Origin of the sequence: Anaerobacillus sp. MEB173, from assembly GCF_052119505.1 — a bacterium.
In the GTDB taxonomy this organism is placed as follows: domain Bacteria; phylum Bacillota; class Bacilli; order Bacillales; family JBJMAU01; genus JBJMAU01.
In genome coordinates, this window is record NZ_JBJMAU010000001.1 from 105,269 (window position 1) to 129,112 (window position 23,844).

The following is a 23,844-nucleotide window of genomic DNA, read 5'->3' on the forward strand; positions in this document are numbered from 1 at the left end:
CCTTTCAAAGGTTGTCTTCATAATATAAAAGTAGAAAGCAGTTTAAATATGGAGCAATAGGAGGGTAAAAATTGGATCTAGAACGGGACTTAATTTTACTGGCTGCGGTTTGCTATCAAGCCAATATGAGAATTCACCGTGGTGGAAAATATAGACGTCCTAAAGGTTTTCAAGAAGTGATTTCATTAGACAGCATTGCTTATCCATTAGCAGGGTTTATTATTGAATCTTCTAGTGAGATTATTGTAGCTTTTAGAGGAACTGAAGAACCAATTGATGTGCTTGCTGATTTGGATTGGGTTCAGGTTCCATTCCCATTTGTTTCAGATAGTGGCAGGACGGATCGTGGGTTTACGAGAGACTATCAAAGCGTTCGTAAAGATGTTATTAAAACATTGAAAAATTTACATCCAGATAAGAGGTTATATATTACAGGCCACAGCTTAGGAGGTGCCGTTGCAACACTGGCCGCGTTAGATATCGCATCAAATACACATTATACACAACCTCTTGTTTACACATATGCATCACCTAGAGTGGGGAATCCTAGATTTGTTGATGTTTACAATCAAACAATTGATCATAGTATTAGAGTAGTAAATACAAATGACATCGTTCCTCATTTTCCACCTCCTACGATACCATTTCTGAACATCTCCTACCGTCATGTAGACAAAAGATATCCAATTCAATTTCAAACATTTAGTATCCGCCGAAATCATGCAATTGAAAATTACTTTGATAGGATCTGTGACATGTTTAAAAAAGTATGTATCGAAGTATGTCACAAAAACCAAAAACTATGTCCACATTCAAAGAATTGTAAATAAATCATTTCAGAAAACCTATAATTTTATATGATCATAATGTAAGCCGATACTCTGTTAAAAGTATCGGCTAATTATATTTTACAAGAAAAAGTTCTGCTATGTAACGTTTGCTTGATTTCCTTTTTTAATTATCCTAAATTATAAAGTTTTCCGCGCATTTTTTTATAAACAGAGTGTATAAATTTGTCAACAACGGACAAAAAAACCTGAATTTAATAGAAGTATTTACTAGATTTAATCGTTTCGTGAAAGGAGGTGAGACGATGAACTTCAAAAAGTTCGTATGTATCGGTCTGCTAGGTCTATTTACGGTAACTATGCCTTCGTTTGCATTTGCTGAAAAAGAGAATGCTCATCCTTCTAATAGTCGCGTAACCCCTCTTCACGGATTAGAAGTTAAAACGATGAATGGGACTCCTGAACATGTTGAACAAGTTAAGGGACAACTACGTGATAAACCTGAACAAGTAACTGAAAATAATAGGAAGGTTGTTGAGAATTCTGTTCCAACTGAAAAAGGTAAACAAACACAATCGAAAACTGTTGATTTACCAGAACATGTAAATGAGAAAGCAGAGGATGCTTTTAATAAAGCAGTTGATACAAAACAAGAATTGGGTAAGAACAAAGAGAAAACTCTACCTGATACTCGTAACAATAAAGCGGAAGAAAAACCTAAGGGTGTTAAATCAGATGAGGAATCCTCTGGTGATACAGAAAAAAGGGGTTCAAAGGGTAACGGAAACCAAGTAACAAAAGACAATTATTCAATACATCAAGAAAAAGCGGTTCACCAACAAAACCAAAACATATCTTCCACTGAAGAGAGTGTCTCGATTGAAACAGTTGAGGACACAAATGGTAAGCAGAATAATGCTAATAAGGAACAAGCACCATACCCGAAGAAGCTGTATCCTGAACCACATAGTTTTATTCAGTTGCAAAATACACATAATGTTTCAACTAGCTCATCAAAAGACAAGGGACACTCTCAGAGTATGAATGGATTCTTTGCAGGGGTTATTGACATAACAGGACTTACATTTAAAGAGTCTTTTGTTCTGCGGCAATATGTTTATCGTAGTCAATGGACTAATGCGCCTCCATCACCGCCACCTAAAAATGCTTCTTCAAATTTAAATTAAGGTACTTATTAACAAAACTAATTTAAAACATGAAGGAGCAAAAAAAATGAAAAAATTAAATGTACTTAATGGGAAAATGGTAGTGAAATCTTTAGTATTAGCGGGTGTACTTTCAGTTGGCGTCTTTGCTGGAGGTTATATCGGAGAAGCAGCTGGAAATGGAGAAAACAACGGTAAAGCGAAATCAGAGCAAAAGGTTGAAGTACAGGTGGAAGTAGAGCACAAAAATGCAAAAGCTAATGCTAAAAAGCCGATTGAAGTAAATGCTGAATTAAAAACTGAAGTAAAAGCTAAAGTAAATCCTTCTGCAGAAAATAAGGCGAAGTCAATGGCGAGTGAAAAAGCGAGTGAGCAGGCGAAAGCCAATGCAGCAGCACACTCAGCGGTACACGCTAGCTTAGATACAGAGACAACAGAGGAAATTGAAACTGAAACTGAAGCAAAAGCTAAAGTAAATCCTTCTGCGGAAAATAAGGCGAAGTCAATGGCAAGCGAAAAAGCGAGTGAGCAGGCGAAAGCTAATGCAGCAGCACACTCAGCGGTACACGCTAGCTTAGAAACAGAAGAGAACGCGGAAGCTGAAGCTGAAGTAACTCAAGAAACTGAGGAAACAGTAGTTGAAGCAGATGCAATAGATGAAGTTATTGTAGATGTTGAAGCAATAGCGGACGCAGCAGTAGAAACTGATGAAACAGTCGAAACAGTAAAAGATACAACAGTTGAAGGCGAAGTAACAGCTGAAGAAAATGCAGCAGAAGAAGCAAAAGTAAATCCATCTGTAGAAAATAAGCTTAATTCAAAGGCAAGTGTAAAAGCGAATGAAACTGCTAAACTAAATGCAGCGGCTCACTCAGCAGTTTCCGCTCGTTTAGATGTAGAAACAGAAGATGATAATGCTGATATTCTAGGTGAAGCAGACGTTGATGTAGAAGCTAAACTTGAGGAATTATCTGAAACTGTTGAATAACACCTTTAAGCTAAAATATTTTATAGAAATTAGAAATGAACAAAAAGGTTCTCATTTAATTGAGAGCCTTTTTGTATGCAGGGATTTTTCCAATCGATCAATTTTACTTTGAATATATCACGACTAGTAAAAGCTATACTTTCGTTTGCTTTCTTGCCGATTTATGTTTTCACCTTACTTATTTTATTATCTGCTCCAATTATGACTTTTCAGGACATTCTAGCAGTGTATCAACATGAAGCACCGAAAATGTATTGCAAAGGATCTTTACTTTTAATTTGGAGGAAAAAATGATTATAGAATTATTTACTAATCTATGTTTGTCGATGGTGATGTTTGTTTGTCTTGTTTGTTTTGCAACCGAGATTAAACAGGAATTTTCGAATAATTTTTCTTGAATATAGAAAAATAGAGGAAGAAAAGAGGTGGATCATGAAAGAAAAAAAAGAACCGCAATTTAGAAGTGGTAAGTTTGTAGACGATGATCTGAAAGGATATTATGGAATGGACCCAGAAATCAGTCTTCAATCTGTTAATTTTGCAACGACTGAAAATCAGTACTTAAATGAGCATTATCAAGAGGATACCAAAGAAAATCAATAAAATGGTATGTTCAACTAAGAGAGTTGTCCAAAAGTAATAGTCCACTTTTGGACAACCATTTTTTTACGATGTGTTTTATAATCCTGGTCGATATGAAGTTTTAGGGATATTATCGTATTCTGCAGGATCAAGCTGTTCAACAGAACCGTCTGTTACACCATTAATAATACCGTATAGGCCTGTTTCCACTGCCTTTACAAGTTGTCCTTTTTTCTTCTGACCTAAACTATGTGACTGACCTCTAACTTCAAATAGAACTGTCCCACTGCCATTTAGGCCAAAGCTTCCTAACGCCGTTCCAGGAAGATCAAGATTTTGTGAATATAAAGAAATATTAGTAAATGGTGAACTATCTCCTAAAGATTGCAGGGCGTTATACGCTGCTAAATTTAATTGTTTAGAAAAGTCGAAATTATAGGTATCAGCGTATTCAGCATATTTTGCTCCTTCAGGTGTATTCGGTTCTGGAACAAAATCAGCTGACAGTGACATTGTTACTAAATCACTTGTACCCTCGACATAATATTGTCCTTGATGGTGTAGATCAACGAATACATCTACTTTTCCAAACTCCTCAACTAGTGACTTGTATACATCTCTAACTGTTTGAGCTTCAGGAGTGATGTACCAGCCAGGTTGATCAGATGCACCAGGAAAATCTGCCGCTTGTGGTACATAGTCTAAATCAGGATTAAAGTCACGATTTACGTCAAATCCAGGTTGTCCAGTGTAATTTCTATCTTGTCTCATGCCGGAAGCATAATAGTTCCATGCAGGACCTGAAGCTTCAGCAAGTTGAGGGAATGCTTCTACAACTTCCTGCCATGACATATCATTTCCACGACGGTCTAATTCAGAAGCATCGGGATTCATTTTAGGTAAAACGACCAGTGTAATTTCATCGCGAATTTTCTTTGCTTCAGGAGAATTGCTTGAACCTAAATGTTGAAGAATGTTTAGCAAAGCCTCAGTACCTGTTTTTTCATTCCCGTGAATTTCACTTTCAATGAGAACGACTTTTTCGCCTGTTCCAACTCTGGCTTGGTAAATATCTCTACCTTGATTCGATTGCCCAACCACGTCAACTGTTACTCTTCCTTGACTATTTTTCTCAATTTGTTCAAGTCTATCCACCATTTGAGCATAGTCTGTAAATCCAACTACTGAATAAACTTGATTTTCATTTGTTAAATTCCCGTTAGAAGAGTTTGTTGCGAGAGCTGGTGTTACTAAACTAGCACAAAGAGCAAGTGTACTTAAACCAACGATTATTTTTTTGCCTTTCATTTCCCATTCACTCCTTTCGGTATTCGAAATAATTATAATATTTAAAAAATTTAAATCAAATAGTTCGAATATTGCATTTTGTTTTCTCAGAATAATAGAGATACCTTAATTTGGTAATTTTCACCTAATGAAAATAATTCTATTTCCCCATTAAAATTTCTAAATTAGTAGAATTATGAAAAGCAAAAATATCAAATTTTTATTTTATTCTAAGATATTATTTTAGGAGAGAATACCTTTCTAACAGGAAATAAGTATATAGAAGATAAACCATTTTGTGAGAATATTATATACATTGCCAAAAAGAAATCCGAGACCTTTGTAATGTTCTATTATTACAAAGGTCATTTGAAGTCTTTGCTTATGGTAGATAAGGCCTTTTTTCTCAATCTTATAATGTACCATTAAGCAATTATTGTGCCAAAACAAAAAGAGGATGTAGACTAATTGTGTCATTATTTACTAGGTTGGGTATACACCCAACCATTACCTGTAGAAATGTTATAAGAAGTACAATATAATAGAGAGAAACTTAATAAAAAATTCACCGGGCCTACTAGTAGAAGTGGCTCTTTTTCATATATTTATAGTCAGAAATGGTCAAAGTAAAAAGGAGGAGAGAAATATGATTTGTGAAAACTGTCAAACAACGCAAGCGAGTTATAAGTTAAAAATATCATTTAATCAGAGTCAAAGCCAAATGAGTTTGTGTGAAGAATGCTATGATATTGCAATAGAAAAATTAGAAAACGGTTCCATGCAATTTGATAACCAATTGTTCAATCAATTGGACACAGATGGCAGCCAATCTGAGCAAAATGTCAAGGTAAACCAGCTCATGAATCGTGAAACAAACGGCTTTCTTGATCAACATGGACGGAATTTGACGAATGAAGCTAAAGAAGGGCGAATTGATAGTGTAATCGGTAGAGATAAAGAAATTGAACGTGTCCTTGAGATCCTAAATCGTCGCACAAAAAATAATCCGGTCTTAATTGGTGAAGCAGGTGTAGGGAAAACAGCGATTGTTGAAGGTCTTGCCCTTCAAATCGTCAAAGGCAAAGTACCAGCGAAACTAAAAATGAAAGAAGTGTATTTGCTAGACATTAGTTCACTCGTAGCAGGTACAGCGTACAGAGGACAATTTGAAGAAAAAATGAAACAACTGGTTACTGAATTACAACAACGTCAGAACGTGATTTTGTTCATTGATGAATTGCACATGATGGTTGGTGCTGGAGGTTCGTCTAACGGTTCAATGGACGCAGGGAATATATTAAAACCAGCGTTAGCACGCGGTGATATTCAAGTGGTTGGAGCAACAACAATGAAAGAGTATCGCATGATTGAAAAAGATCCAGCACTTGAGCGTCGCTTCCAATCGGTGACCGTGAAAGAGCCTTCTGTTAATGAAGCATTTGAAATCCTAAAAGGAATTCGGCCAGCATATGAAAAGTATCACGATGTTACGTATTCGGATGATGTCCTAAAAGCATGTGTCACACTTTCAAAACGCTACATTCAAGATCGCTTCCTACCAGATAAGGCCATCGATTTAATGGATGAGGCCGGTGCAAAGCTAAACCTTGCTCATGGAGAGCTAGATGTTAACTATTTAAAACAGCGCTTAAAAGACATTGCTGAAGAAAAACAACAAGCAACGAAATTAGAGCACTACGAAAAAGCGGCAATTCTTCGTGATGAAGAGAGAGATATGAAACAAGTATTATCAGAATATTCAGATGATATAACGAAAGATGTTACCGTAGAAATGATTCAAGAGATAATTGAAATAAGTACTGGAATTCCTGTACAAAAGCTGCAAAAAGAAGAGCAACAAAAAATGAAAGATTTGAAAGAGAGACTAGCAAGTAAAATTATTGGTCAGGATAAAGCGATTGAAAAGGTAGCCAATGCAATCTTAAGGGCAAGTATAGGATTAAAGCCTAAAACACGTCCTACAGCTTCATTCTTATTCTTAGGTCCAACTGGTACAGGTAAAACTGAACTAACGAAAACTCTTGCAGCGGAATTATTCGGCAGGAAAGATGCGATGATTCGCCTAGATATGAGTGAATATATGGAAAAGCATTCTGTTTCTAAGCTCATTGGTTCACCTCCTGGCTATGTCGGACATGAGGAAGCAGGTCAGTTAACGGAACAAGTTCGTAGAAATCCCTATTCAATTATTCTGCTAGATGAAATCGAAAAAGCACACCCAGATGTCATGAATGTGTTTCTTCAAATAATGGAAGACGGCAGGTTAACGGATAGCCAAGGAAGAGTCGTGAGCTTTACTGAAACGATTATTATTATGACTTCAAATGCTGGTGTTGGCAGCAAAAAATTAGGACCAATTGGTTTTGGTAAAGATGAACAGCAAGAAGTAGAATCAAATATTATCGACAAAATCGGAAATTACTTTAAGCCTGAGTTCTTAAACCGTATCGATTCGATTATTGAGTTTAATCACCTACAAAAAGAGAACCTCATGGAAATTTTCGATATTATGATTGTAGAGCTTAAAGAAACATTAGAAGAACAAGGGATTTCAATTGAAATCGATAAGGAAGCAAAAGAAAAGATTGCGGAACTAGGTTATAGCAGCGTATTTGGTGCTCGGCCACTTCGACGTGCCATCCAAGAGCAAATTGAAGATAGGATTACTTCTTTAATTATTAATAGCGAAAACGTAACTAAGATCACTGTATCAGTAGAAAATAATAAAATTAACGTAGCATAAGGAAAGATGATTTTCAATTATCCTTTCAGCTTCTCGTGAAACCTCACTTTACTATGTAAAATTAAAGCCAAGTAATTAGCTATTCTTATTATAAGATTAGTGGGTTGCCTTTCATGTTGAACATTATATTCAATTCAGAACATCACTTAAATTAAGTGGTGTTCTTTTTGTTTGTTGACCACTAAAATGGCCTCATTTACATGTGATGGTATGTTAACATTAACATAAAAGATTAGGAGTCAGTATTGATGAACTTTCATTGGAATACGGATTAGCTTATTAACAACGAGGGGGATGTTATGACATTAAGAACTGTTCACTATAACGATCTAGAACAACTGCTTTCTATAGAAAATGAAGGTTTTTCTAAAGAAGAGGCTGCGACGGAACAAGCTTTTATTGAGAGGATTAGATTAATACCCGATACATTTATTGTAGCGGAAAAGAGAGGGGAAATTATTGGTTATGTTAACGGCCCGGTCATTCATGAGCCCTACATCACAGATGATCTTTTTGAGAAAATCAATAAGAACCCGGCAAAAGGAGGATTTCAAAGCATTCTAGGATTAGCTGTATCGAAAGAAAACAGATATCAAGGAGTCGCTAGAATCTTATTAGAAAAAATGACAGAGCTTGTTAAGGTAAATCAAAGAGAAGGAATAACATTAACATGTAAACAAGAGCTGGTTCCTTTTTATGAAAAATTAGGTTTTAGTAACCATGGAGTGTCTGAATCACAACACGGAGGATTCCGCTGGTACAATATGGTCAAAATAAATGAATTCGCAACAAACAGGCACAAATCTTAATAAGAGATTGTGTCTATTTTTCATTTGGGCTTTGCTATAATGTTTTTATTTGCAGAAATTTCGGTATGCTGGTAATTATTGTAATGGTAAGGAGGAAAAAACAAGGTCTAACATATGTTAGGCTTTTTTGTATAAAAATACAAAAAAACGCAGAGATTCAAATTGTGTTCATTTTTGGATATAACCTATGTATTTTGCAAATAATAGCCATAAAATTAAAGGTTTTCGAATTACTGTATTTATTAATGTCTAAGGTCGAATGAAATTTTTGTTACTAGTTTCGCTTCTTTACAATTAGGAGTTTTTAATAAACAACAATTATACTGCCGTTTTGCTCCTAATTACTACTACTGAAACTGGCATTTATAGGGGGATTAAAATGTGGAAAACAGTCATTTCCTATATTCCAGAATGGGTCTTTTTCATACAAGCCATTATCACATTTTTCATTCCATATATTATTTCGAAATTTTTTAACTGGATTGGCACAATAGAGGAAGAGTGATTAAAATGAGAAGGCGGAAATCAAAGAGCAAACTACTCACACAATCTATTCAAGATAAAAAGGATGAAACTGTGCCTCTTCATGATTCAACAGGTTATTTCACAGGGGATTTCTTATTAGATCTAGAACTCGTCAAGCAAGAAATCGGTCATAACTCGGATGTGCACTTTCGCGAGTTTAGCATTGGACATATAGGAACACAAGCCGCAATTATTTTCGTTGGCGGACTGGCAGATACAGATCTCATTGACCAACATATTATGAAATCACTGATGCAAAATTTTTCCGAAGAACAGAAACAGGTACACACTAATATGAAAGGGACCAATTTATTAGAATTCATTAAAAATCAAGTCCTCTCCATTAGTCAATTAACTGAAGTACAAACTATAAAAGATGTGGTGTCAGAAGTGTTAATTGGTTCGACTGCACTTTTAATTGATGGGCAGCCGGGTGTATTAGTTCTCGGTACAAAGAAAGGAAAAACACGACAAATTGAAGAACCAACTTCAGAGGAATCGGTTAGAGGACCACGGGTTGGTTTTAATGAAAATTTAAGCGATAATAGTGCTCTTTTGAGACGTAGTGGAAAAGACGAAAACTTATCAATAATAAAATTTCATGTAGGAAAGCGTACAAAAAAAGAGCTTATCATTGCCTATATTAGAGATGTAGCTGATCCTGAAGTAGTGGAAGAGGTAAAGAAAAGGATAAAGAAAATCGATATTGATAATGTACTGGAATCAGGGTATGTAGAGCAGTTGATCGAAGATAATTACCTTAGTCCTTTCCCGCAAGTACAAAATACAGAACGTCCCGACATTGTCATAGCCGCCTTAAACGAAGGCCGAGTAGCAATATTGTTGGACGGGACGCCGTTTGCATTGATCGTTCCGGTTACATTTAGCATGCTGTTACAAGCACCTGATGATTATTATGACCGTTGGATTCCCGGCACACTCATTCGCTTATTGCGTTTTATGGCAGCTTTAGTGTCATTATTGGGGCCAGCCTTATATATATCCTTTATTTCATTTCATCAGGGATTGATTCCGACTGATTTGGCCATTTCCGTCGTTGGGACAAGAGAAGGTGTTCCATTCCCATCATTTATTGAAGCATTAATTATGGAAATAGCCATCGAAATTTTGCGGGAAGCTGGTTTACGCTTGCCTAAGCCGATTGGACCAGCGATGGGGATTGTTGGCGGTTTGATCATTGGTGAAGCTGCCGTTCAAGCAGGTATTGTCAGCCCGGTGATGGTGATTGTCGTAGCTGTAACCGCCATTTCCTCCTTTACCATCCCTCAGTATAGTGCAGGGATTACGTTGCGCATTCTTCGCTTTGTGGCTATGTTTAGTGCGGCTGTGTTTGGATTGTACGGTGTCATTTTGTTTATTCTCTTTCTTTTGAGTCATTTGGTAAAACTGAAAAGTTTTGGTGTTCCTTATGTCAGCCCAGCAGTTCCTTATCGAGTAAGTGACTGGAAAGATTTTATGGTCCGTATGCCTCTACAGATGATGAAACGTCGTCCAAAAATGATGCATACGATAAATTCCATACGAAAAAGATAGCTTATTGCAAAAGGGAGTGATCAGCAATGATTACCAGTCCAAAAGACCAAATCACCACATCGCAAGCAGTTGTCATCGTTATCAATTATATCGTTGCAGTTGGAATCCTCACTCTTCCTCGCGTATCTGTAGAGCAAGGAAAGACACCAGATGCCTGGATAGCTGTTATTTTAGGCGGCCTAATTGCGATGATTGCAGGGGTAATCATTGTGAAATTAAGCCAACAGTTTCCCAACAAAACCTTTTATCAATACAGCCAAGATATTGTAGGGAAATGGGCGGGCAAGTTACTTAGTTTACTAATTATAGGATATTTTCTTTTGACTGCCGGGTTTCAAGTCCGTTCATTGGGGGAAGTGACAGATTTATATTTGCTGCATAATACACCACCCTGGGCAATCACTATACCATTTATGTGGGTAGGTATCTATCTGATTCTTGGAGGCATAAACCCAATCGCTCGTCTGTTTGAAATCATATTCCCTATTACAATTATTATTTTTTTACTAGTTGCCTCTATGAGCTTTGGAATAATTGAGATAGAAAATCTTCGACCAGTATTAGGGTTAGGGATCATGCCTGTGTTAAAAGGAATAAAGACAACGGCTCTTGCATTTACAGGGATTGAAATTATGTTACTTCTTCTGGCGTTCATGAAACAGCCAAACAAAGCAGTAAAAGTCGTTCTAGTTGGGGTTTCCATTCCCTTGTGCTTATACGTAATAACTGTCGTATTGGTCATCGGAGCGTTCTCCGTCGATGGAGTGGTGACAAGAACTTGGCCCACTCTTGATCTCATACGAAGTTTTGAAATTACCGGTTTAATATTTGAACGGTTTGAGTCCTTGTTGCTTGTAATATGGATTATGCAAATATTTGCTACCTTTACCATCACTTATTATGCTGCTACTTTGGGGCTGGCCCAACTCTTTCAAAAGAGAATTCAACCATTTATGTATGGCTTGCTACCAGTTATTTATATCGTTTCCATTATCCCCAAAAATACGACTGACCTATTTAAAATCGGGGATTTGATAGGCAATGTCGGGTTGTTTTTATTTGGCATATTGCCTCTGTTGCTTCTCGTTGTTTGGAGAGTAAAGGAGGGAAAGCATGAAGCAAAGCCATAACAATGCACGGTTTCTTTTGGTTTCACTTTCGGTTCTTTTCCTCTTGGTTTTAACAGGGTGCTGGGATCAAATAGACATTGAAGAGCTGTCCTTTAAAGTGGGTGAAGCTTTGGATGTGGGAGAGCCCTCGCCTCTAGAAGAAGAGTTTGAGAAAGTAGGAGGTGGATACAGAAAAAGAAACCTCATTACATTTACAATGCAAAGCGTTGTTCCGCAATCAAATAAACAGCAAGAAGGAGGGGGACAGCAAAAGGCTTACGAAAACTATTCTGTTACTGGAGACTCCGTGAATCAATTAGTAAGAGAAATCTCATTGTTAGATGATCACATTCCCTTCGGCTCACACCTAAAAGTAGTGGTAATTGGGGAAGAATTGGCCCGTAACATAAATTTGCTAAATCTGATTAATGAGTATCTCCGTGCTCTAGAGGTAAGAGAAAGTGTCATTTGGTTTATAGCCAAAGGACGAGCGAAAGACACTTTGGAAACAAAAAAAACCACTGAGATTCCGGCATTTCGCTTAGTTGAACTCGCAGAGAACAATGTAATAACAACCCGGATTTTACCTCCTGTAACACTGACGAAACTCCTTGCGAACCTGTCGGGAGATTCCAGTTTCCTCTTACAAACAGTAGCAACAAAAGAAGGAGAGGTAAAATTTGTGGGGGGAGCTGTGATCAATGGGAAGACAAAAAAACTGCATGGTTTTTTGAATGAAGAGGAAGTAGAAGGCGTAATGTGGATTACCGGAAAGCAGGAAGGCGGAGTGGTGAAAAGCTTTTATGAAGATACAAATCAGCTGATCGTGTACAATGTAGAGTCAATGAAAAGCAAAATTACATCTCATGTTGATGGAGACAACATCTCGTTTGATTTGAAAATAAAATCAGAAGGACGTTTGATTGAAGATTGGGTATGGCCGGGAAATGCTTTTGAAGATGAATTTCTGAAGAAGGCGGAAAAAGCTGTAGAAAAAGAAGTGGAACGATTGGTAAGTAATGTAATAGAAAAAATGCAAAAAGAATACCAAGTCGATGTTAGTGGTTTCGGAAACCGATTGAGAATTGAGCAACCTAAAGTATGGGAAAAGATAAAAAAAGATTGGGACAAGATATTTAGTGACGTTTCCATCAACTACAGTGTGGAAGTAACGATCACAGATTATTCTACGACAGGATCAAAGGAGTAAGGACTTATTAATTTTGTAGGTTGGAATCGCTGGTTAAGTGTTTCCCCATAATTTTGATAATTCTTCTGAAGGTTTTTTGTTAGGTCTGCGCTTATAATGAATAGCAATAAACATCCCTCTAGATAATCTCCATTGTTGCCTAGAGGGATGTTTAATCTTAGGTCTACTAAATAAATAGTTACTTGTATTAGCAGTTTGGGGGGCTTATCCCTCTAACATCATTCGTTTTGCTTCAAAATATAATGCATGAATAAATTTTTTCATATTAATTCGGGTAGGAGTGTATGATTGGTTTGATTCGTTTTTTAACTCAGTCATTTTTTTGCGAACGATAGTAAAGTCAAAAAAATGGGAAGAATACTTTTCAAATTTTGCATTTGAAAAGTCAGTAAGTCCCAAAGAGGATAAGTGCTTCAATGACTGATAAATAGCTCTTCGAACGCGTTGTTTAGAAGCTTTTGCCTCCCTAGTTAAATCTCTTTCGTCTGCTTTATCTCCAAGCTTTTTATTTGCCAAATACTCGTAAATCTCATTAAGAGAGGGTAATCCTTGTTCAAACGTATGCTTCTTTTCATAATTAAATAAGAAAGCCAATATTTCTAATAAATCTTTACTACCGTTCTCACCTGAAATGCCTAATTCTGACAAAAGGAACTCCGCATAATTCTTGATATTATATTCCTTAAAAGACGACTTCTTCCGATTCAATCCAGTATCCATTTGAAGTACACTGTTTAATGACTTTTGAATGTCGTTGATCGATTTTTCTAGGCGAGTATGTTCCATCACTTTTCGAATAACGGCTAATACTTCGATTTTATTAATCGGCTTGATAATATAGTGCTCTATTCCAAGTAAATACGCTTCACAAATGAGTTCCTTTGATTCTATTTGAGAAATCATAATAACTTTACCCTTAAAAGTAGGTTGGATGGCTTGTATGGTTTCAAGACCATCACGATTAGGCATTAATAAATCAATCAATAAAATATCGACCTTTTTCAAATTTAATGTTTCTCCCTCTAATAATGCTCCGTCATCGGATTCACCAACCACTTCTCCTAGATCTTCATCCTCGATAATTTGAGCTAGCATGGAACGAATCGTTTCATCATCGTCTGTTATATAAAAATTCATTACGAATGCTCCTTTTCAATTAAATTCTCAATTGGTAAGCAAATAGTAAATACTGTCCCTTTTTCTCTTGCGCCACTTTCGAAGGTAACGTTTCCATTAAGTTTTGTGACCATGTCTTTTACAAAAGTTAACCCAATACCAGTCGAGGGATTGCCCATACCGTCATATTTAGAAGTGAAGCCAGGTTTGAATATTAATTCCCGATACTTTTCTGAGATACCAGGTCCGTTGTCTTCAACCCGAAATTCAACTAAATTCTCTTTAGAACTAACTCCTATTTTTATCGTTCCCTTATCTTGAATGGCTTCTACAGCGTTTGAGACTAAATTATTGACAATCGATAGAATGGTATAAATATGGTAATGGGGGTGAAGCCCTTTAATCATATAGGTAAAGTGAATATCTTTTTCTAATAAACTAGCATATTTTTCATTGGCTCGAACAATGGTTTGAATTAGTTCGGTAATAGTGACGTAATCTGTAAAACTTTCATTTGAAATAAGCTTTGATAACCCTGCAAAAATTCTTTGACTATCTTTTTTAATGTCATGCACTTCACCAGCGATTTCAAGTAATTGTTGACGGGATTTTTTAAGTAGTTTGCTGTCAACAGGATGATTTTGATTTAATCCTCTATATAGTTCGTAAGCTTTTCTTGTAATTGTTTCTGAATTTTGGAGTGTTTTTTTCAAATGAATCGTTTCCTCATATAAGTTAGAAATGTGTAATAACATATGTTCATTTCTTTTTCGTACTTCGATCTCTCGGGATTGTGCTTCATATAGTTTCATCATACTAAAAACACCTAATACCATAAAGCTGTGAAAAAGAGCGATAAGAACGATTTCAGACATTAAGTCTGAAGTAATAGTAACTCCAAATACAAAATATTGCATCAGTAACTCTGCAAAATCGGATACTATTTCAATGATTATGCCTAATAATCCAATGATCCAAGGTCGTTGATGATATCGGTTAACTTTTGCCAAATAAAATAGGCAAGCATAAGTGAAGTAAAAGAAAAAAGTCGGATAATGGGTTTCAAATGAACTTAACCAGTTAAAGTTTGCTTGCATCATGAAATCTAATAGAATACGAAAAAACACAACAAGTACAGCTGTTAAACCCCCTGGGATAATTGCAGTTTTTCTTAAAAATAGTAGGAATAAGAAAAAAGTTGGTGGTCCTAAGCTAACGCGAAACGTTTCATTAATGGGATAAAAGTTTATTTCACCTGCTAATGGAACAAAAAAGATCATGAATAGAATAATTGTACGTTCTTTCCTTAGTAAAGGATTAATGTTCAAAAGTGTCACTTCCCATTTAAGGTTTAAAAATATTAAGGTTATTTTATATAAAAAGCTCTTTTTATTCAATTACTATCGACGATCCAAAATATTGAATAAAATTTCCGAAATATTTTTTTGATTTATTTGTAGTATTCGGTTTCATTTTGTAGCTTAGCTTTTAAACTAATTTATATTTAGTAATTACATTGATGGAAGCGTTTACAAAAAAGGGGGGATTTGTGGTGTGCCGACTATAAAAATCTATTATTGAGAATTATGCAAATCTCAATAATGCGGATACGGTATACAGGTATTGCTTAGGCATATTAAAAAATAAAGAGGTGGTTCTTTGTGGTAGAAAGTTTGATTGATTGGGGTAATGCAATTCTATGGTCCTATCTTTTAATTGCTTTACTTGTTGGTTTAGGAATTTATTTTACTCTGCGAACAAAATTTGTTCAGGTTACAAATCTAAAAGAAATGTTTCGTTTATTAAATGAAAGTCCGACTACTAGTAATGGAAAGAAACAGGTTTCATCATTTGGAGCTTTTTGTATTAGTGCAGCTTCAAGGATTGGTACAGGTAATCTAGCTGGTGTAGCGATTGCGATCACATTAGGTGGACCAGGTGCTGTATTCTGGATGTGGGTTGTCGCAATCTTCAGTGCAGCATTAAGCTTTATTGAAAGTACATTAGCTCAAGTCTATAAAGTGAAAGATTCAAACGGATTCAAAGGTGGACCAGCCTACTATATGGAAAAAGCCATTGGTGCAAGGTGGATGGGAGTATTATTTGCATTTTTAATCACTTTCTGTTTTGGACTAGCTTTCAATTCCGTTCAAGCCAATACTATTGCAATTGCATTTGAGGAAGCATTAGGTACGAACCGCCTTGTAATCGGTATCGCTTTAACTGCAGTTGTCGGATTTGTTATTTTTGGTGGTGTGAAACGTATTGCTAAAGTGTCTCAGGTGGTTGTGCCTGTCATAGCTATATTATATTTAATATTAACTGCATATATAGTAATTTTAAATATTGGTGAACTTCCAGGGGTCATTGGGCTTATCGTAACTAGCGCATTTGGCTTAAACGAGGCAGTTGCTGGTGGAATTGGTGCAGCCATCATGAATGGTGTAAAACGTGGATTATTCTCTAATGAAGCAGGTATGGGTAGTGCACCTGTTGCAGCGGCAACAGCGGATGTTAGTCACCCGGCAAAACAAGGCTTTGTTCAAACGCTAGGTGTTTTTGTTGATACATTATTAATTTGTAGTGCAACAGCGTTTATTATTTTATTGTCTGGAATTCCTGAAGAGGGAATAGGTGGTATACAACTTACTCAAAGTGCAATAGCCAGCCACGTCGGTCCGTGGGCAAGTATTTTCGTCGCGATTGCTATCCTATTACTTTGCTTTAGTTCGATTATCGGAAATTATTACTACGGCGAATCTAACATTGAATTTATTAAGGAAAGCAAAGCTGCCATCTTTGTCTTCCGTCTAGCTGTGTTAGGAATGATTCTTTTTGGTTCAGTATCAAGTTTAAGCATGGTTTGGAATTTAGCCGACTTATTTATGGCACTTATGGCAATTACAAACTTAATCGCTCTTTCTTTAATTGGCAAAATTGCAATAGCTGTATTAAAAGATTACTTGAAACAAAAAAAAGAGGGGCAAGAGCCTGTATTTTATGCAAGTAACATTAAAGGACTTAAAAATGTAGAGTGCTGGCAAGATGAAGAGGTCGAAAAACGTAAAGAAGCATAAAAGAAAAGCGCAAGCAATTTGTTTAGAGAAAACGAATTTCAAGAATTCTATATAAAAACATACTTTTTGAGCTTAGCAAAAACATCAATAGGCATACTTGTATCTCTTATTTGTTCAGCTAAAGTAAGCGTGCTGACAGGTAATAATTATTGAAATATTAGAAATATTTTTTTGGTTGATTTGTAGTGTTTTGTTTCTTTTCGTAGCATAGATTCTAAACTGAATATGTACCTGTTAGATCTATAAAAATTTTGAAACGCTAACAAGGAGGGTCGAAATGTATCAGCAAATGATAAAAGATAGCAATATAAAAAATGACTTCAAGGAGGAAAAATACCTTGACGAATGGGTCATGAAGTACCGTTCACTTGGTATGAAAGGCCGATGTGCTGATTATATCCCTGCTTTAGGGGAGTCGAATCTAACGGATTTAGGAGTTTATATGATTAGTTCTGATGGAGTCGAGATCAAGTCAGGTGATTGGGAAGTCCCTTTTACTTTGCAAAGTATCTCAAAAGTGATTAGTCTTATTGCTGCATGCATAGACCGTGGAGTTTCTTATGTATTAGATCATGTTGATGTGGAACCAACAGGAGATGCATTTAACTCTATCGTTCGATTAGAAATGCATAAACCGGGTAAACCGTTTAATCCAATGATTAACGCGGGAGCAATTACAGTCTCGTCTCTTCTTTATGGGGAATCACCAGAGCAAAAGTTGGAATCGGTATATGCTTTAATAGAAAAAATGGTTGGAAAACGACCAACATTTAATGAAAAAGTATTTCAGTCTGAGTGGCAAACAGCAAATAGAAATAGAGCTTTAGCTTATTATTTGAAAGAAAGTGGATTTTTAGAATCAGAGGTAGATGAGGCGCTAGAAGTCTACTTAAAACAATGTTCAATCGAAGTAAATACAAAAGATATTGCGCTAATTGGTTTAATTCTATCCCAAAATGGATACGACCCAATTCACAAGAAACAAGTCTTTTCTAAAGAAATAGCTAAGCTAATCAAAGGTTTAATGCTAACTTGCGGTATGTATAATGCTTCAGGGAAATTTGCAGCCTTTGTTGGAATACCTGCAAAAAGTGGAGTGTCAGGTGGAATTATGGCATCAGTTCCTGCCAGATATCGGCAGGAATTACCTTTTCATACAGGCTGTGGTATTGGAATTTATGGACCTGCTATAGATGAATATGGTAATAGCCTTGCGGGTGTTGAGCTTTTAAAACATCTTGCTGAGGTGTGGGACGTTAGTATTTTTTCATGATTACAAATGGCTTTGACATTCGTTACTATTCAATTAGTAATTAACACTTATGTACGTGCTGATTACAACTAAATAAGGGGGAATCAACGATGAGTATAACAAAGGAGTTAAATCGTCTTCAATCCGAAAGTAATGAAGATAGAAAAGCATTAAGTCTGTTTACATCTACGCAAAGCGTGGTTCATGAAGCTTTAAATAAATTAGGCTATTCAGATGATATGTTTGAACTTCTTAAAGAACCGTTAAGAATGCTTACTGTACGTATACCAGTTCGTATGGATGATGGTAAAGTGAAACTATTTACGGGTTACCGTGCACAACACAATGATGCAGTTGGCCCAACAAAAGGCGGGGTACGATTCCACCCAGATGTAAACGAAGAAGAAGTGAAAGCATTATCTCTTTGGATGAGTTTAAAGTGCGGTATTGCCGATCTCCCATATGGAGGTGGAAAAGGTGGTATTATTTGTGATCCTCGAAATATGTCTTTTGGTGAATTAGAGAGGTTAAGTCGTGGTTATGTTCGGGCGATAAGTCAAGTTGTCGGCCCTACGAAAGATATCCCAGCACCGGATGTGTTTACAAATTCACAAATTATGGCATGGATGATGGACGAATATAGTCGCATTCGAGAATTTGATTCACCTGGTTTTATTACTGGAAAACCACTTGTCCTTGGTGGTTCACATGGGAGAGAAAGTGCTACAGCAAAAGGTGTAACCATTTGTATTGAAGAAGCCGCAAAGAAAAAAAATCTGAGCTTGAAGGGTTCACGTGTAATTATACAAGGTTTTGGGAACGCCGGAAGCTTCCTATCTAAATTCCTCCATGATGCCGGGGCTATAGTTGTTGGAATCTCAGATGCGTATGGTGCTTTATATGATCAAGCAGGACTTGACATCGATTACTTGTTAAGTAAACGTGATAGTTTTGGAACTGTTACAAAGTTATTTAATACTACAATTAGCAATAAAGAACTTCTTAAGTCTGAATGCGATATTTTAGTACCTGCTGCCATCTCTAATCAAATTACAGTCGAAAACGCTCATGAAATAAAGGCAAAGGTTGTCGTTGAGGCTGCAAATGGACCTACAACAATAGAAGCAACAAAAATTTTAACAGAACGTGATGTATTTTTAGTACCAGATGTTTTAGCTAGTTCTGGCGGAGTCACTGTTTCCTATTTTGAATGGGTACAAAACAATCAAGGGTATTATTGGTCGGAAGAAGAGATAGATAAAAAATTACACACAATCATGGTAAATTCATTTGAAACTATCGTTAATGTATCACAACTCTACCAAGTTGACATGCGTCTAGCAGCTTACATGGTTGGTGTGCGTAGAATGGCAGAAGCATCTCGCTTTAGAGGTTGGATATAAATATAAATAATGGAGGAAAGGTGTTAAAATGATTCAAGATATTCATACAGTAGTAAGCCCATTTAAAGGGACCGTTGAAAAAATTTTTATAAAACAAAATTCATATATCTATGAGTGGGAAAAATTATTTTTAATTAAAACCATAGAAGGTAATTTACAAGAGGTATCTATTGGTGCAAGTGGAATTATTACCTCTCTTTATGTTAATGAAGGAGACAAAGTTACTTCTGATATGATATTGGCTTATTTAAAAGATGATTTAATCATAACGGGTAGTGATTAAGAGATTAAGATAAAAGAATATTGACTTTAGTAACAAAGAGATTTACATCATGGTTTTATAAATGATTATCAAACAAGTGGATATTCATGATTTGTGAGTTTTCGAGAGGCTGGGACAAAACCCACCTCTGAAATGAAAAAGCCGGCGAAATTTTACGACTAGTAAAATTTCACCGGCTTTGATTATTTTTGCAATAAAAATAAGGACAACTTCTGATAAAATTAAGTTACCACACAAAATCAAAAAGATCATGTCGTTGTTTTATTTTAATTTTACTTGGTAAAAACTGAACACAGTATTTATACGTTTGGATTACATAATTTTCGAAATGGGAAGGTGTTTGTATGCAAAAAATTACTCCATGTTTGTGGTTTGGAAATAATGCTGAAGAAGCTGTGAATTTTTATACGTCGATTTTTAATCATTCTAAGGTTGGTCATGTTGCTCGTCATAGCAAAGATACTGCTGAAATCTCAGGCTTGGCTGTAGGCAGTGCGTTATCAGTGGAATTCGAGCTTATTGGCCACAAATTTTTAGCGCTGAATGGGGGATCACATTTTACCTTTACACCTGCAATTTCCTTTATCGTCAATTGCCCTGCGAAAGATGAGGTAGATGAACTTTGGTCGAAGTTGATTGATGGCGGAAATGCATTGATGCCAATTAATGAATATCCATTTAGTGAAAGATACGGTTGGTTAATAGATAAGTATGGGGTGTCCTGGCAGCTTATTTATGCTGCTGGAACAGAAGAGCAAACAATTGTTCCGTCAATGATGTTTGTTGGTGATAATTGTGGCAAAGCGGAAGAAGCGATTACTTTCTATGTATCAGTTTTTGAAGATTCAACGATTGGAAATGTTGCACATTATGGAGCTAACCAATTTCCAGACAAAGAAGGTACGGTGATGTACGCTGATTTCACACTTGCAGGAAATAAATTTGCGGCAATGGACAGCGCTCATGATCATAAGTTTACATTTAATGAGGCGATTTCTTTTAGTATTAATTGCGATACGAAAGAAGAAGTGGACCACTATTGGGAAAAGTTATCGGCTGTACCTGAAGCAGAGCAATGTGGCTGGTTGAAAGATAAGTATGGGCTATCATGGCAAGTTGTTCCAACAGCTTTACCGCGTATGCTGCAGGACCCAGACAAAGAAAAAGCAGGAAGAGTTGCACAAGAGATGCTGCAAATGAAGAAGATTGATATAGAGAAGTTAGAAGAAGTATATAAGATGTAGGACACCTGTAAAATGATTCATCGGGAATATGGAGACGAATTATACTAAATGATTGACAGAATATTTCTTTATCAAATTTTTTAACGGGGGAAACGAAGTGAAATTTAAAAAGGCATGGAAGAGGCTTATTTTATTTTTAGTACTATTATCACTATTTATTTTTGTTAATAATAGTAATCTTTTTATGAAAAAGCGAAGCGGGGAACCTCTTCTACTGGCACATCGGGGACTAGCTCAAACATTTAGTATGGAAGGGATCGAAGGGGACACGTGTACAGCGGAGCGAATATTTGAGCCAGAGCATCCGTACTTAGAGAATACAATTCCTTCAATTGCAGCTGCCTTTGAGTCTGGGGCAGATATGGTGGAATTTGATATTCGGCCGACAAAGGATGGACAATTTGCTGTTTTCCATGATTGGACACTCGATTGTCGGACAGATGCATCCGGTGAGCCGGCAGAATATACAATGGAACAATTAAAGCAGCTTGATATTGGTTATGGTTATACGGCAGATGATGGTCAGAGCTATCCATTTCGAGGGGAAGGAATCGGGTTAATGCCAAGCATGGGAGAAGTGTTATCTCATTTTCCGGAACATTCTTTTCTAATCCATATAAAAAGTAATGATTTTGAAGAAGGAGTTCAACTTGCACAGTATCTCTCTACATTACCTGAAGAGCAACAAAGTCTTATTACGGTCTATGGTGGAGATGCGCCAATTGAAGCAGTTAAAGAATCACTGCTCGTAACTAGAGTAATGTCAAAAGAAACACTAAAGAGCTGTTTATTATCATATTTCGCTTATGGATGGACGGGAAAGGTACCAAATGCTTGTAGTAAAACACAAGTACACATTCCTGAATCCATTGCCCCTTGGTTATGGGGATGGCCGAATAAATTCTTATACCGTATGGAGTCCGTCGATACTAGGGTTATTGTCGTAGCAGGTGATGGTGGGTGGTCAGAAGGGTTTGATTCAGTAGAGGACCTTAAACGACTGCCTGGAAACTATACTGGCGGTATTTGGACAAACCGAATTGATATTATTGCACCGGAATATAATTAAATATGGATATGTTATGATTGCAGTATCGAACAACGAGGAGGATATCATGTCAGTTATAAACTTTAATGCGGCTAAGAAATGGAATCAACTGCCTAAACCCGTTCAGCAACAATTGCTTGATAATGTGTTTTGCTCTTCTTGCGGGGTCACAACGATTGTAGATTACACACTTCATGATGATGAATTCGGTCTTTTACTAAAAGGAAAATGCAAAACATGTAACGGTAATGTTGCTCGGCTTATCGAGGATGAATGATAGGTAAAGAAAGATGAGGACATGTTAAAAATAGTAGAATCTCAAAAGCAAAGTAACAGTTACCTCGGCTATTTAAAAAAGCTGAGGAGAGCTGTTACTTTTGAGAGGCATTTCTCTGATTTGAATTCAAAAATTGTTCAAAATTCTGTACTCATATCTATGCTATAATCTAAGTAGAAAGAGATAATAAAAAATAAAGGTTAACACACTAGGAGGCTCAACCATCTAACGTTGGTTCCGTTACTACAACTAAATAACGAATACCAATGCAAGCTAATAGAAGTTAAAAAGGAATACTTTAACAACTATTAGTACGGGGCAAAAAGTCCATGGATGAATGAGCAAAGTAAGTCTATCATAGACTTTAAGAAAAGAATGAATTTCAATCAAATCTATCGTGATGTAAGGAATGTAATTTCGAGAAAGGAAGTATTAGTTGAAACGAATTACAAGCAACCTACGGAACGAACAACATCACAAGCCGAGGCTTTATAAATCAATCAAATTAATGTTTTTTACAGTGATTGAACTAAAGCACATAGTATACAATGTGATGTTAAGAATGGTTGGGTCTCCTAAGGTGTTAACCACCAAAAAACTCTAGCTGGAAATAGCTAGAGTTTTTTGGTGGTTTTTTTGGTGTCTGTCACCGCTCGAGGACATTTCAACTGCTTTTGTCTTTTTGTGGTGTCTGTCACTAAATTTATGAATATTCTAAAAAATATGGTAGAATAAGTATGAAATGAGAGGAGGGTTTTTATTGCCGATTATTCCACCTTTATCTGATAATGACGTCACAGAAGAGCTGAAAACTGTATTTGAAAAATCAAAAAAAGGATCAGGCAGCAGCAATATGCTTCAAACTTATGCCCATAATCCTGAATTCATGCAAGCATTTCTTCAATATTATGGTGCACTTTGGAAAGGGGAAATTGATCCAGTCCTCAAAGAAATGATTCGTTACCGGATAGCTATTGCGGGAGAATGTGGGTACTGACAAAGTGCCAGAATCGCTTGGGTCAAGCGACTAGGGCTAACTGAAGAAACATTACAAAAAGTAGAAGACTACCAAAATGCTGACTTAACAGAGCTTGAAGTTCTTTGTCTAAGTTTAGCTGATAAAATGGCACTCAATAATATTGATGGCAAGGATGCTATACTTACAAAATTAAAAGAGTATTTCTCAGAAAGTGAATTAATAGAATTAATGATGTGTATCTCATTTTTTACCGGAGTCGGGAGAATGAACAGGTTTCTCGATCTTGAATTTTAAGTAAGAGAGTAAGAGCTGCTGAATGTGAGTTTGACATTCTGCAGCTTTTTTGGTGTCTGTCACCGCACGTGGACATTTCCAATGCATTT

The 23,844-nt window shown here is 36.3% G+C and carries 21 protein-coding genes; 18 read left to right on the plus strand and 3 right to left on the minus strand.

All coding sequences use genetic code 11. From position 1 onward, the window contains the following. Positions 1-71 precede the first annotated feature (71 nt). From ACJ2A9_RS00500 to ACJ2A9_RS00515, 4 genes are all read left to right on the plus strand, one after another. On the plus strand, positions 72-830 hold the full coding sequence (locus tag ACJ2A9_RS00500) for a lipase family protein (RefSeq protein WP_441419643.1): 759 nt from the start codon (positions 72-74) through the stop codon (positions 828-830). Positions 831-1,093: 263 nt separating this feature from the next. Continuing rightward, entirely contained in the window at positions 1,094-1,975 is an 882-nt protein-coding gene (locus ACJ2A9_RS00505; RefSeq protein WP_441419644.1) for a hypothetical protein, read from the plus strand. Between the two features lie 46 nt (positions 1,976-2,021). Beyond that, a complete protein-coding gene (locus ACJ2A9_RS00510) occupies positions 2,022-2,942 on the plus strand; it encodes a hypothetical protein (protein WP_441419645.1) in 921 nt (306 codons plus the stop codon). Between the two features lie 432 nt (positions 2,943-3,374). Then, the gene (locus tag ACJ2A9_RS00515) at positions 3,375-3,545 is read left to right on the plus strand and encodes a hypothetical protein (RefSeq protein ID WP_441419646.1); all 171 of its coding nucleotides are present in this window, start codon (positions 3,375-3,377) and stop codon (positions 3,543-3,545) included. A gap of 75 nt (positions 3,546-3,620) precedes the next feature. Here the strand turns inward: ACJ2A9_RS00515 and ACJ2A9_RS00520 are convergent, their stop codons facing one another. Continuing rightward, on the minus strand, positions 3,621-4,832 hold the full coding sequence (locus ACJ2A9_RS00520) for a M14 family zinc carboxypeptidase (RefSeq protein ID WP_441419647.1): 1,212 nt from the start codon (positions 4,830-4,832) through the stop codon (positions 3,621-3,623). Between the two features lie 625 nt (positions 4,833-5,457). Between ACJ2A9_RS00520 and ACJ2A9_RS00525 the strand changes: the two genes are divergently transcribed. The 6 genes from ACJ2A9_RS00525 to ACJ2A9_RS00550 all read left to right on the plus strand — a co-directional run bounded on the left by ACJ2A9_RS00525 (position 5,458) and on the right by ACJ2A9_RS00550 (position 12,782). After that, a complete protein-coding gene (locus tag ACJ2A9_RS00525; protein WP_441419648.1) occupies positions 5,458-7,575 on the plus strand; it encodes an AAA family ATPase in 2,118 nt (705 codons plus the stop codon). A gap of 299 nt (positions 7,576-7,874) precedes the next feature. Next, positions 7,875-8,384 (plus strand): GNAT family N-acetyltransferase, encoded by a 510-nt coding sequence (locus ACJ2A9_RS00530; protein ID WP_441419649.1) that lies wholly within the window; start codon positions 7,875-7,877, stop codon positions 8,382-8,384. Between the two features lie 379 nt (positions 8,385-8,763). Beyond that, complete coding sequence (locus ACJ2A9_RS00535) at positions 8,764-8,889, plus strand: hypothetical protein (RefSeq protein WP_441419650.1); 126 nt, start codon at positions 8,764-8,766, stop codon at positions 8,887-8,889. 5 nt (positions 8,890-8,894) lie between these two features. After that, positions 8,895-10,463: a spore germination protein gene (locus tag ACJ2A9_RS00540; protein ID WP_441419651.1), complete on the plus strand. Its 1,569-nt coding sequence runs from the start codon at positions 8,895-8,897 to the stop codon at positions 10,461-10,463. A gap of 26 nt (positions 10,464-10,489) precedes the next feature. Then, a complete protein-coding gene (locus tag ACJ2A9_RS00545; RefSeq protein WP_441419652.1) occupies positions 10,490-11,593 on the plus strand; it encodes a spore germination protein in 1,104 nt (367 codons plus the stop codon). Then, on the plus strand, positions 11,577-12,782 hold the full coding sequence (locus ACJ2A9_RS00550) for a Ger(x)C family spore germination protein (protein WP_441419653.1): 1,206 nt from the start codon (positions 11,577-11,579) through the stop codon (positions 12,780-12,782). The genes ACJ2A9_RS00545 and ACJ2A9_RS00550 overlap by 17 nt, the downstream gene beginning before the upstream one ends. Before the next feature lie 204 nt (positions 12,783-12,986). Here ACJ2A9_RS00550 and ACJ2A9_RS00555 read toward each other — a convergent pair whose 3' ends face one another. Next, positions 12,987-13,919, minus strand: a complete 933-nt coding sequence (locus ACJ2A9_RS00555; protein ID WP_441419654.1) for a response regulator — start codon at positions 13,917-13,919, stop codon at positions 12,987-12,989. After that, on the minus strand, positions 13,919-15,235 hold the full coding sequence (locus ACJ2A9_RS00560; RefSeq protein WP_441419655.1) for a sensor histidine kinase: 1,317 nt from the start codon (positions 15,233-15,235) through the stop codon (positions 13,919-13,921). Before ACJ2A9_RS00560 ends, ACJ2A9_RS00555 begins: the two co-directional genes overlap by 1 nt. Positions 15,236-15,559: 324 nt before the next feature. On the opposite strand from ACJ2A9_RS00560, the gene ACJ2A9_RS00565 reads away from it, so the two are divergent. From ACJ2A9_RS00565 to ACJ2A9_RS00600, 8 genes are all read left to right on the plus strand, one after another. Further along, positions 15,560-16,975, plus strand: coding sequence for an alanine/glycine:cation symporter family protein (locus tag ACJ2A9_RS00565; protein WP_441419656.1), 1,416 nt, complete (start codon positions 15,560-15,562; stop codon positions 16,973-16,975). A 289-nt stretch (positions 16,976-17,264) separates the two neighbouring features. Next, complete coding sequence (locus ACJ2A9_RS00570) at positions 17,265-18,248, plus strand: glutaminase (protein ID WP_441420373.1); 984 nt, start codon at positions 17,265-17,267, stop codon at positions 18,246-18,248. A gap of 89 nt (positions 18,249-18,337) precedes the next feature. Further along, on the plus strand, positions 18,338-19,630 hold the full coding sequence (locus tag ACJ2A9_RS00575) for a Glu/Leu/Phe/Val family dehydrogenase (RefSeq protein ID WP_441419657.1): 1,293 nt from the start codon (positions 18,338-18,340) through the stop codon (positions 19,628-19,630). 28 nt (positions 19,631-19,658) lie between these two features. Then, positions 19,659-19,913, plus strand: a complete 255-nt coding sequence (locus ACJ2A9_RS00580) for a hypothetical protein (RefSeq protein ID WP_441419658.1) — start codon at positions 19,659-19,661, stop codon at positions 19,911-19,913. A gap of 344 nt (positions 19,914-20,257) precedes the next feature. Next, positions 20,258-21,157, plus strand: a complete 900-nt coding sequence (locus tag ACJ2A9_RS00585) for a VOC family protein (RefSeq protein ID WP_441419659.1) — start codon at positions 20,258-20,260, stop codon at positions 21,155-21,157. Positions 21,158-21,254: 97 nt separating this feature from the next. Then, positions 21,255-22,226: a glycerophosphodiester phosphodiesterase family protein gene (locus tag ACJ2A9_RS00590; RefSeq protein ID WP_441419660.1), complete on the plus strand. Its 972-nt coding sequence runs from the start codon at positions 21,255-21,257 to the stop codon at positions 22,224-22,226. Positions 22,227-22,272: 46 nt separating this feature from the next. Further along, positions 22,273-22,482: a hypothetical protein gene (locus ACJ2A9_RS00595; protein WP_441419661.1), complete on the plus strand. Its 210-nt coding sequence runs from the start codon at positions 22,273-22,275 to the stop codon at positions 22,480-22,482. A 760-nt stretch (positions 22,483-23,242) separates the two neighbouring features. Continuing rightward, on the plus strand, positions 23,243-23,479 hold the full coding sequence (locus ACJ2A9_RS00600) for a carboxymuconolactone decarboxylase family protein (RefSeq protein ID WP_441419662.1): 237 nt from the start codon (positions 23,243-23,245) through the stop codon (positions 23,477-23,479). Positions 23,480-23,844: the final 365 nt, after the last annotated feature.

Excerpts from the sequence above, each read along its gene's own strand:
- ACJ2A9_RS00505 (WP_441419644.1), top strand. The coding sequence starts at position 1,094 with ATGAACTTCAAAAAGTTCGTATGTATCGGTCTGCTAGGTCTATTTACG.
- ACJ2A9_RS00510 (WP_441419645.1), top strand. The coding sequence starts at position 2,022 with ATGAAAAAATTAAATGTACTTAATGGGAAAATGGTAGTGAAATCTTTA.
- ACJ2A9_RS00515 (WP_441419646.1), top strand. The coding sequence starts at position 3,375 with ATGAAAGAAAAAAAAGAACCGCAATTTAGAAGTGGTAAGTTTGTAGAC.
- ACJ2A9_RS00520 (WP_441419647.1), bottom strand. The coding sequence starts at position 4,832 with ATGAAAGGCAAAAAAATAATCGTTGGTTTAAGTACACTTGCTCTTTGT.
- ACJ2A9_RS00525 (WP_441419648.1), top strand. The coding sequence starts at position 5,458 with ATGATTTGTGAAAACTGTCAAACAACGCAAGCGAGTTATAAGTTAAAA.
- ACJ2A9_RS00530 (WP_441419649.1), top strand. The coding sequence starts at position 7,875 with ATGACATTAAGAACTGTTCACTATAACGATCTAGAACAACTGCTTTCT.
- ACJ2A9_RS00535 (WP_441419650.1), top strand. The coding sequence starts at position 8,764 with ATGTGGAAAACAGTCATTTCCTATATTCCAGAATGGGTCTTTTTCATA.
- ACJ2A9_RS00540 (WP_441419651.1), top strand. The coding sequence starts at position 8,895 with ATGAGAAGGCGGAAATCAAAGAGCAAACTACTCACACAATCTATTCAA.
- ACJ2A9_RS00545 (WP_441419652.1), top strand. The coding sequence starts at position 10,490 with ATGATTACCAGTCCAAAAGACCAAATCACCACATCGCAAGCAGTTGTC.
- ACJ2A9_RS00550 (WP_441419653.1), top strand. The coding sequence starts at position 11,577 with ATGAAGCAAAGCCATAACAATGCACGGTTTCTTTTGGTTTCACTTTCG.
- ACJ2A9_RS00555 (WP_441419654.1), bottom strand. The coding sequence starts at position 13,919 with ATGAATTTTTATATAACAGACGATGATGAAACGATTCGTTCCATGCTA.
- ACJ2A9_RS00570 (WP_441420373.1), top strand. The coding sequence starts at position 17,265 with ATGATAAAAGATAGCAATATAAAAAATGACTTCAAGGAGGAAAAATAC.
- ACJ2A9_RS00575 (WP_441419657.1), top strand. The coding sequence starts at position 18,338 with ATGAGTATAACAAAGGAGTTAAATCGTCTTCAATCCGAAAGTAATGAA.
- ACJ2A9_RS00580 (WP_441419658.1), top strand. The coding sequence starts at position 19,659 with ATGATTCAAGATATTCATACAGTAGTAAGCCCATTTAAAGGGACCGTT.
- ACJ2A9_RS00585 (WP_441419659.1), top strand. The coding sequence starts at position 20,258 with ATGCAAAAAATTACTCCATGTTTGTGGTTTGGAAATAATGCTGAAGAA.
- ACJ2A9_RS00595 (WP_441419661.1), top strand. The coding sequence starts at position 22,273 with ATGTCAGTTATAAACTTTAATGCGGCTAAGAAATGGAATCAACTGCCT.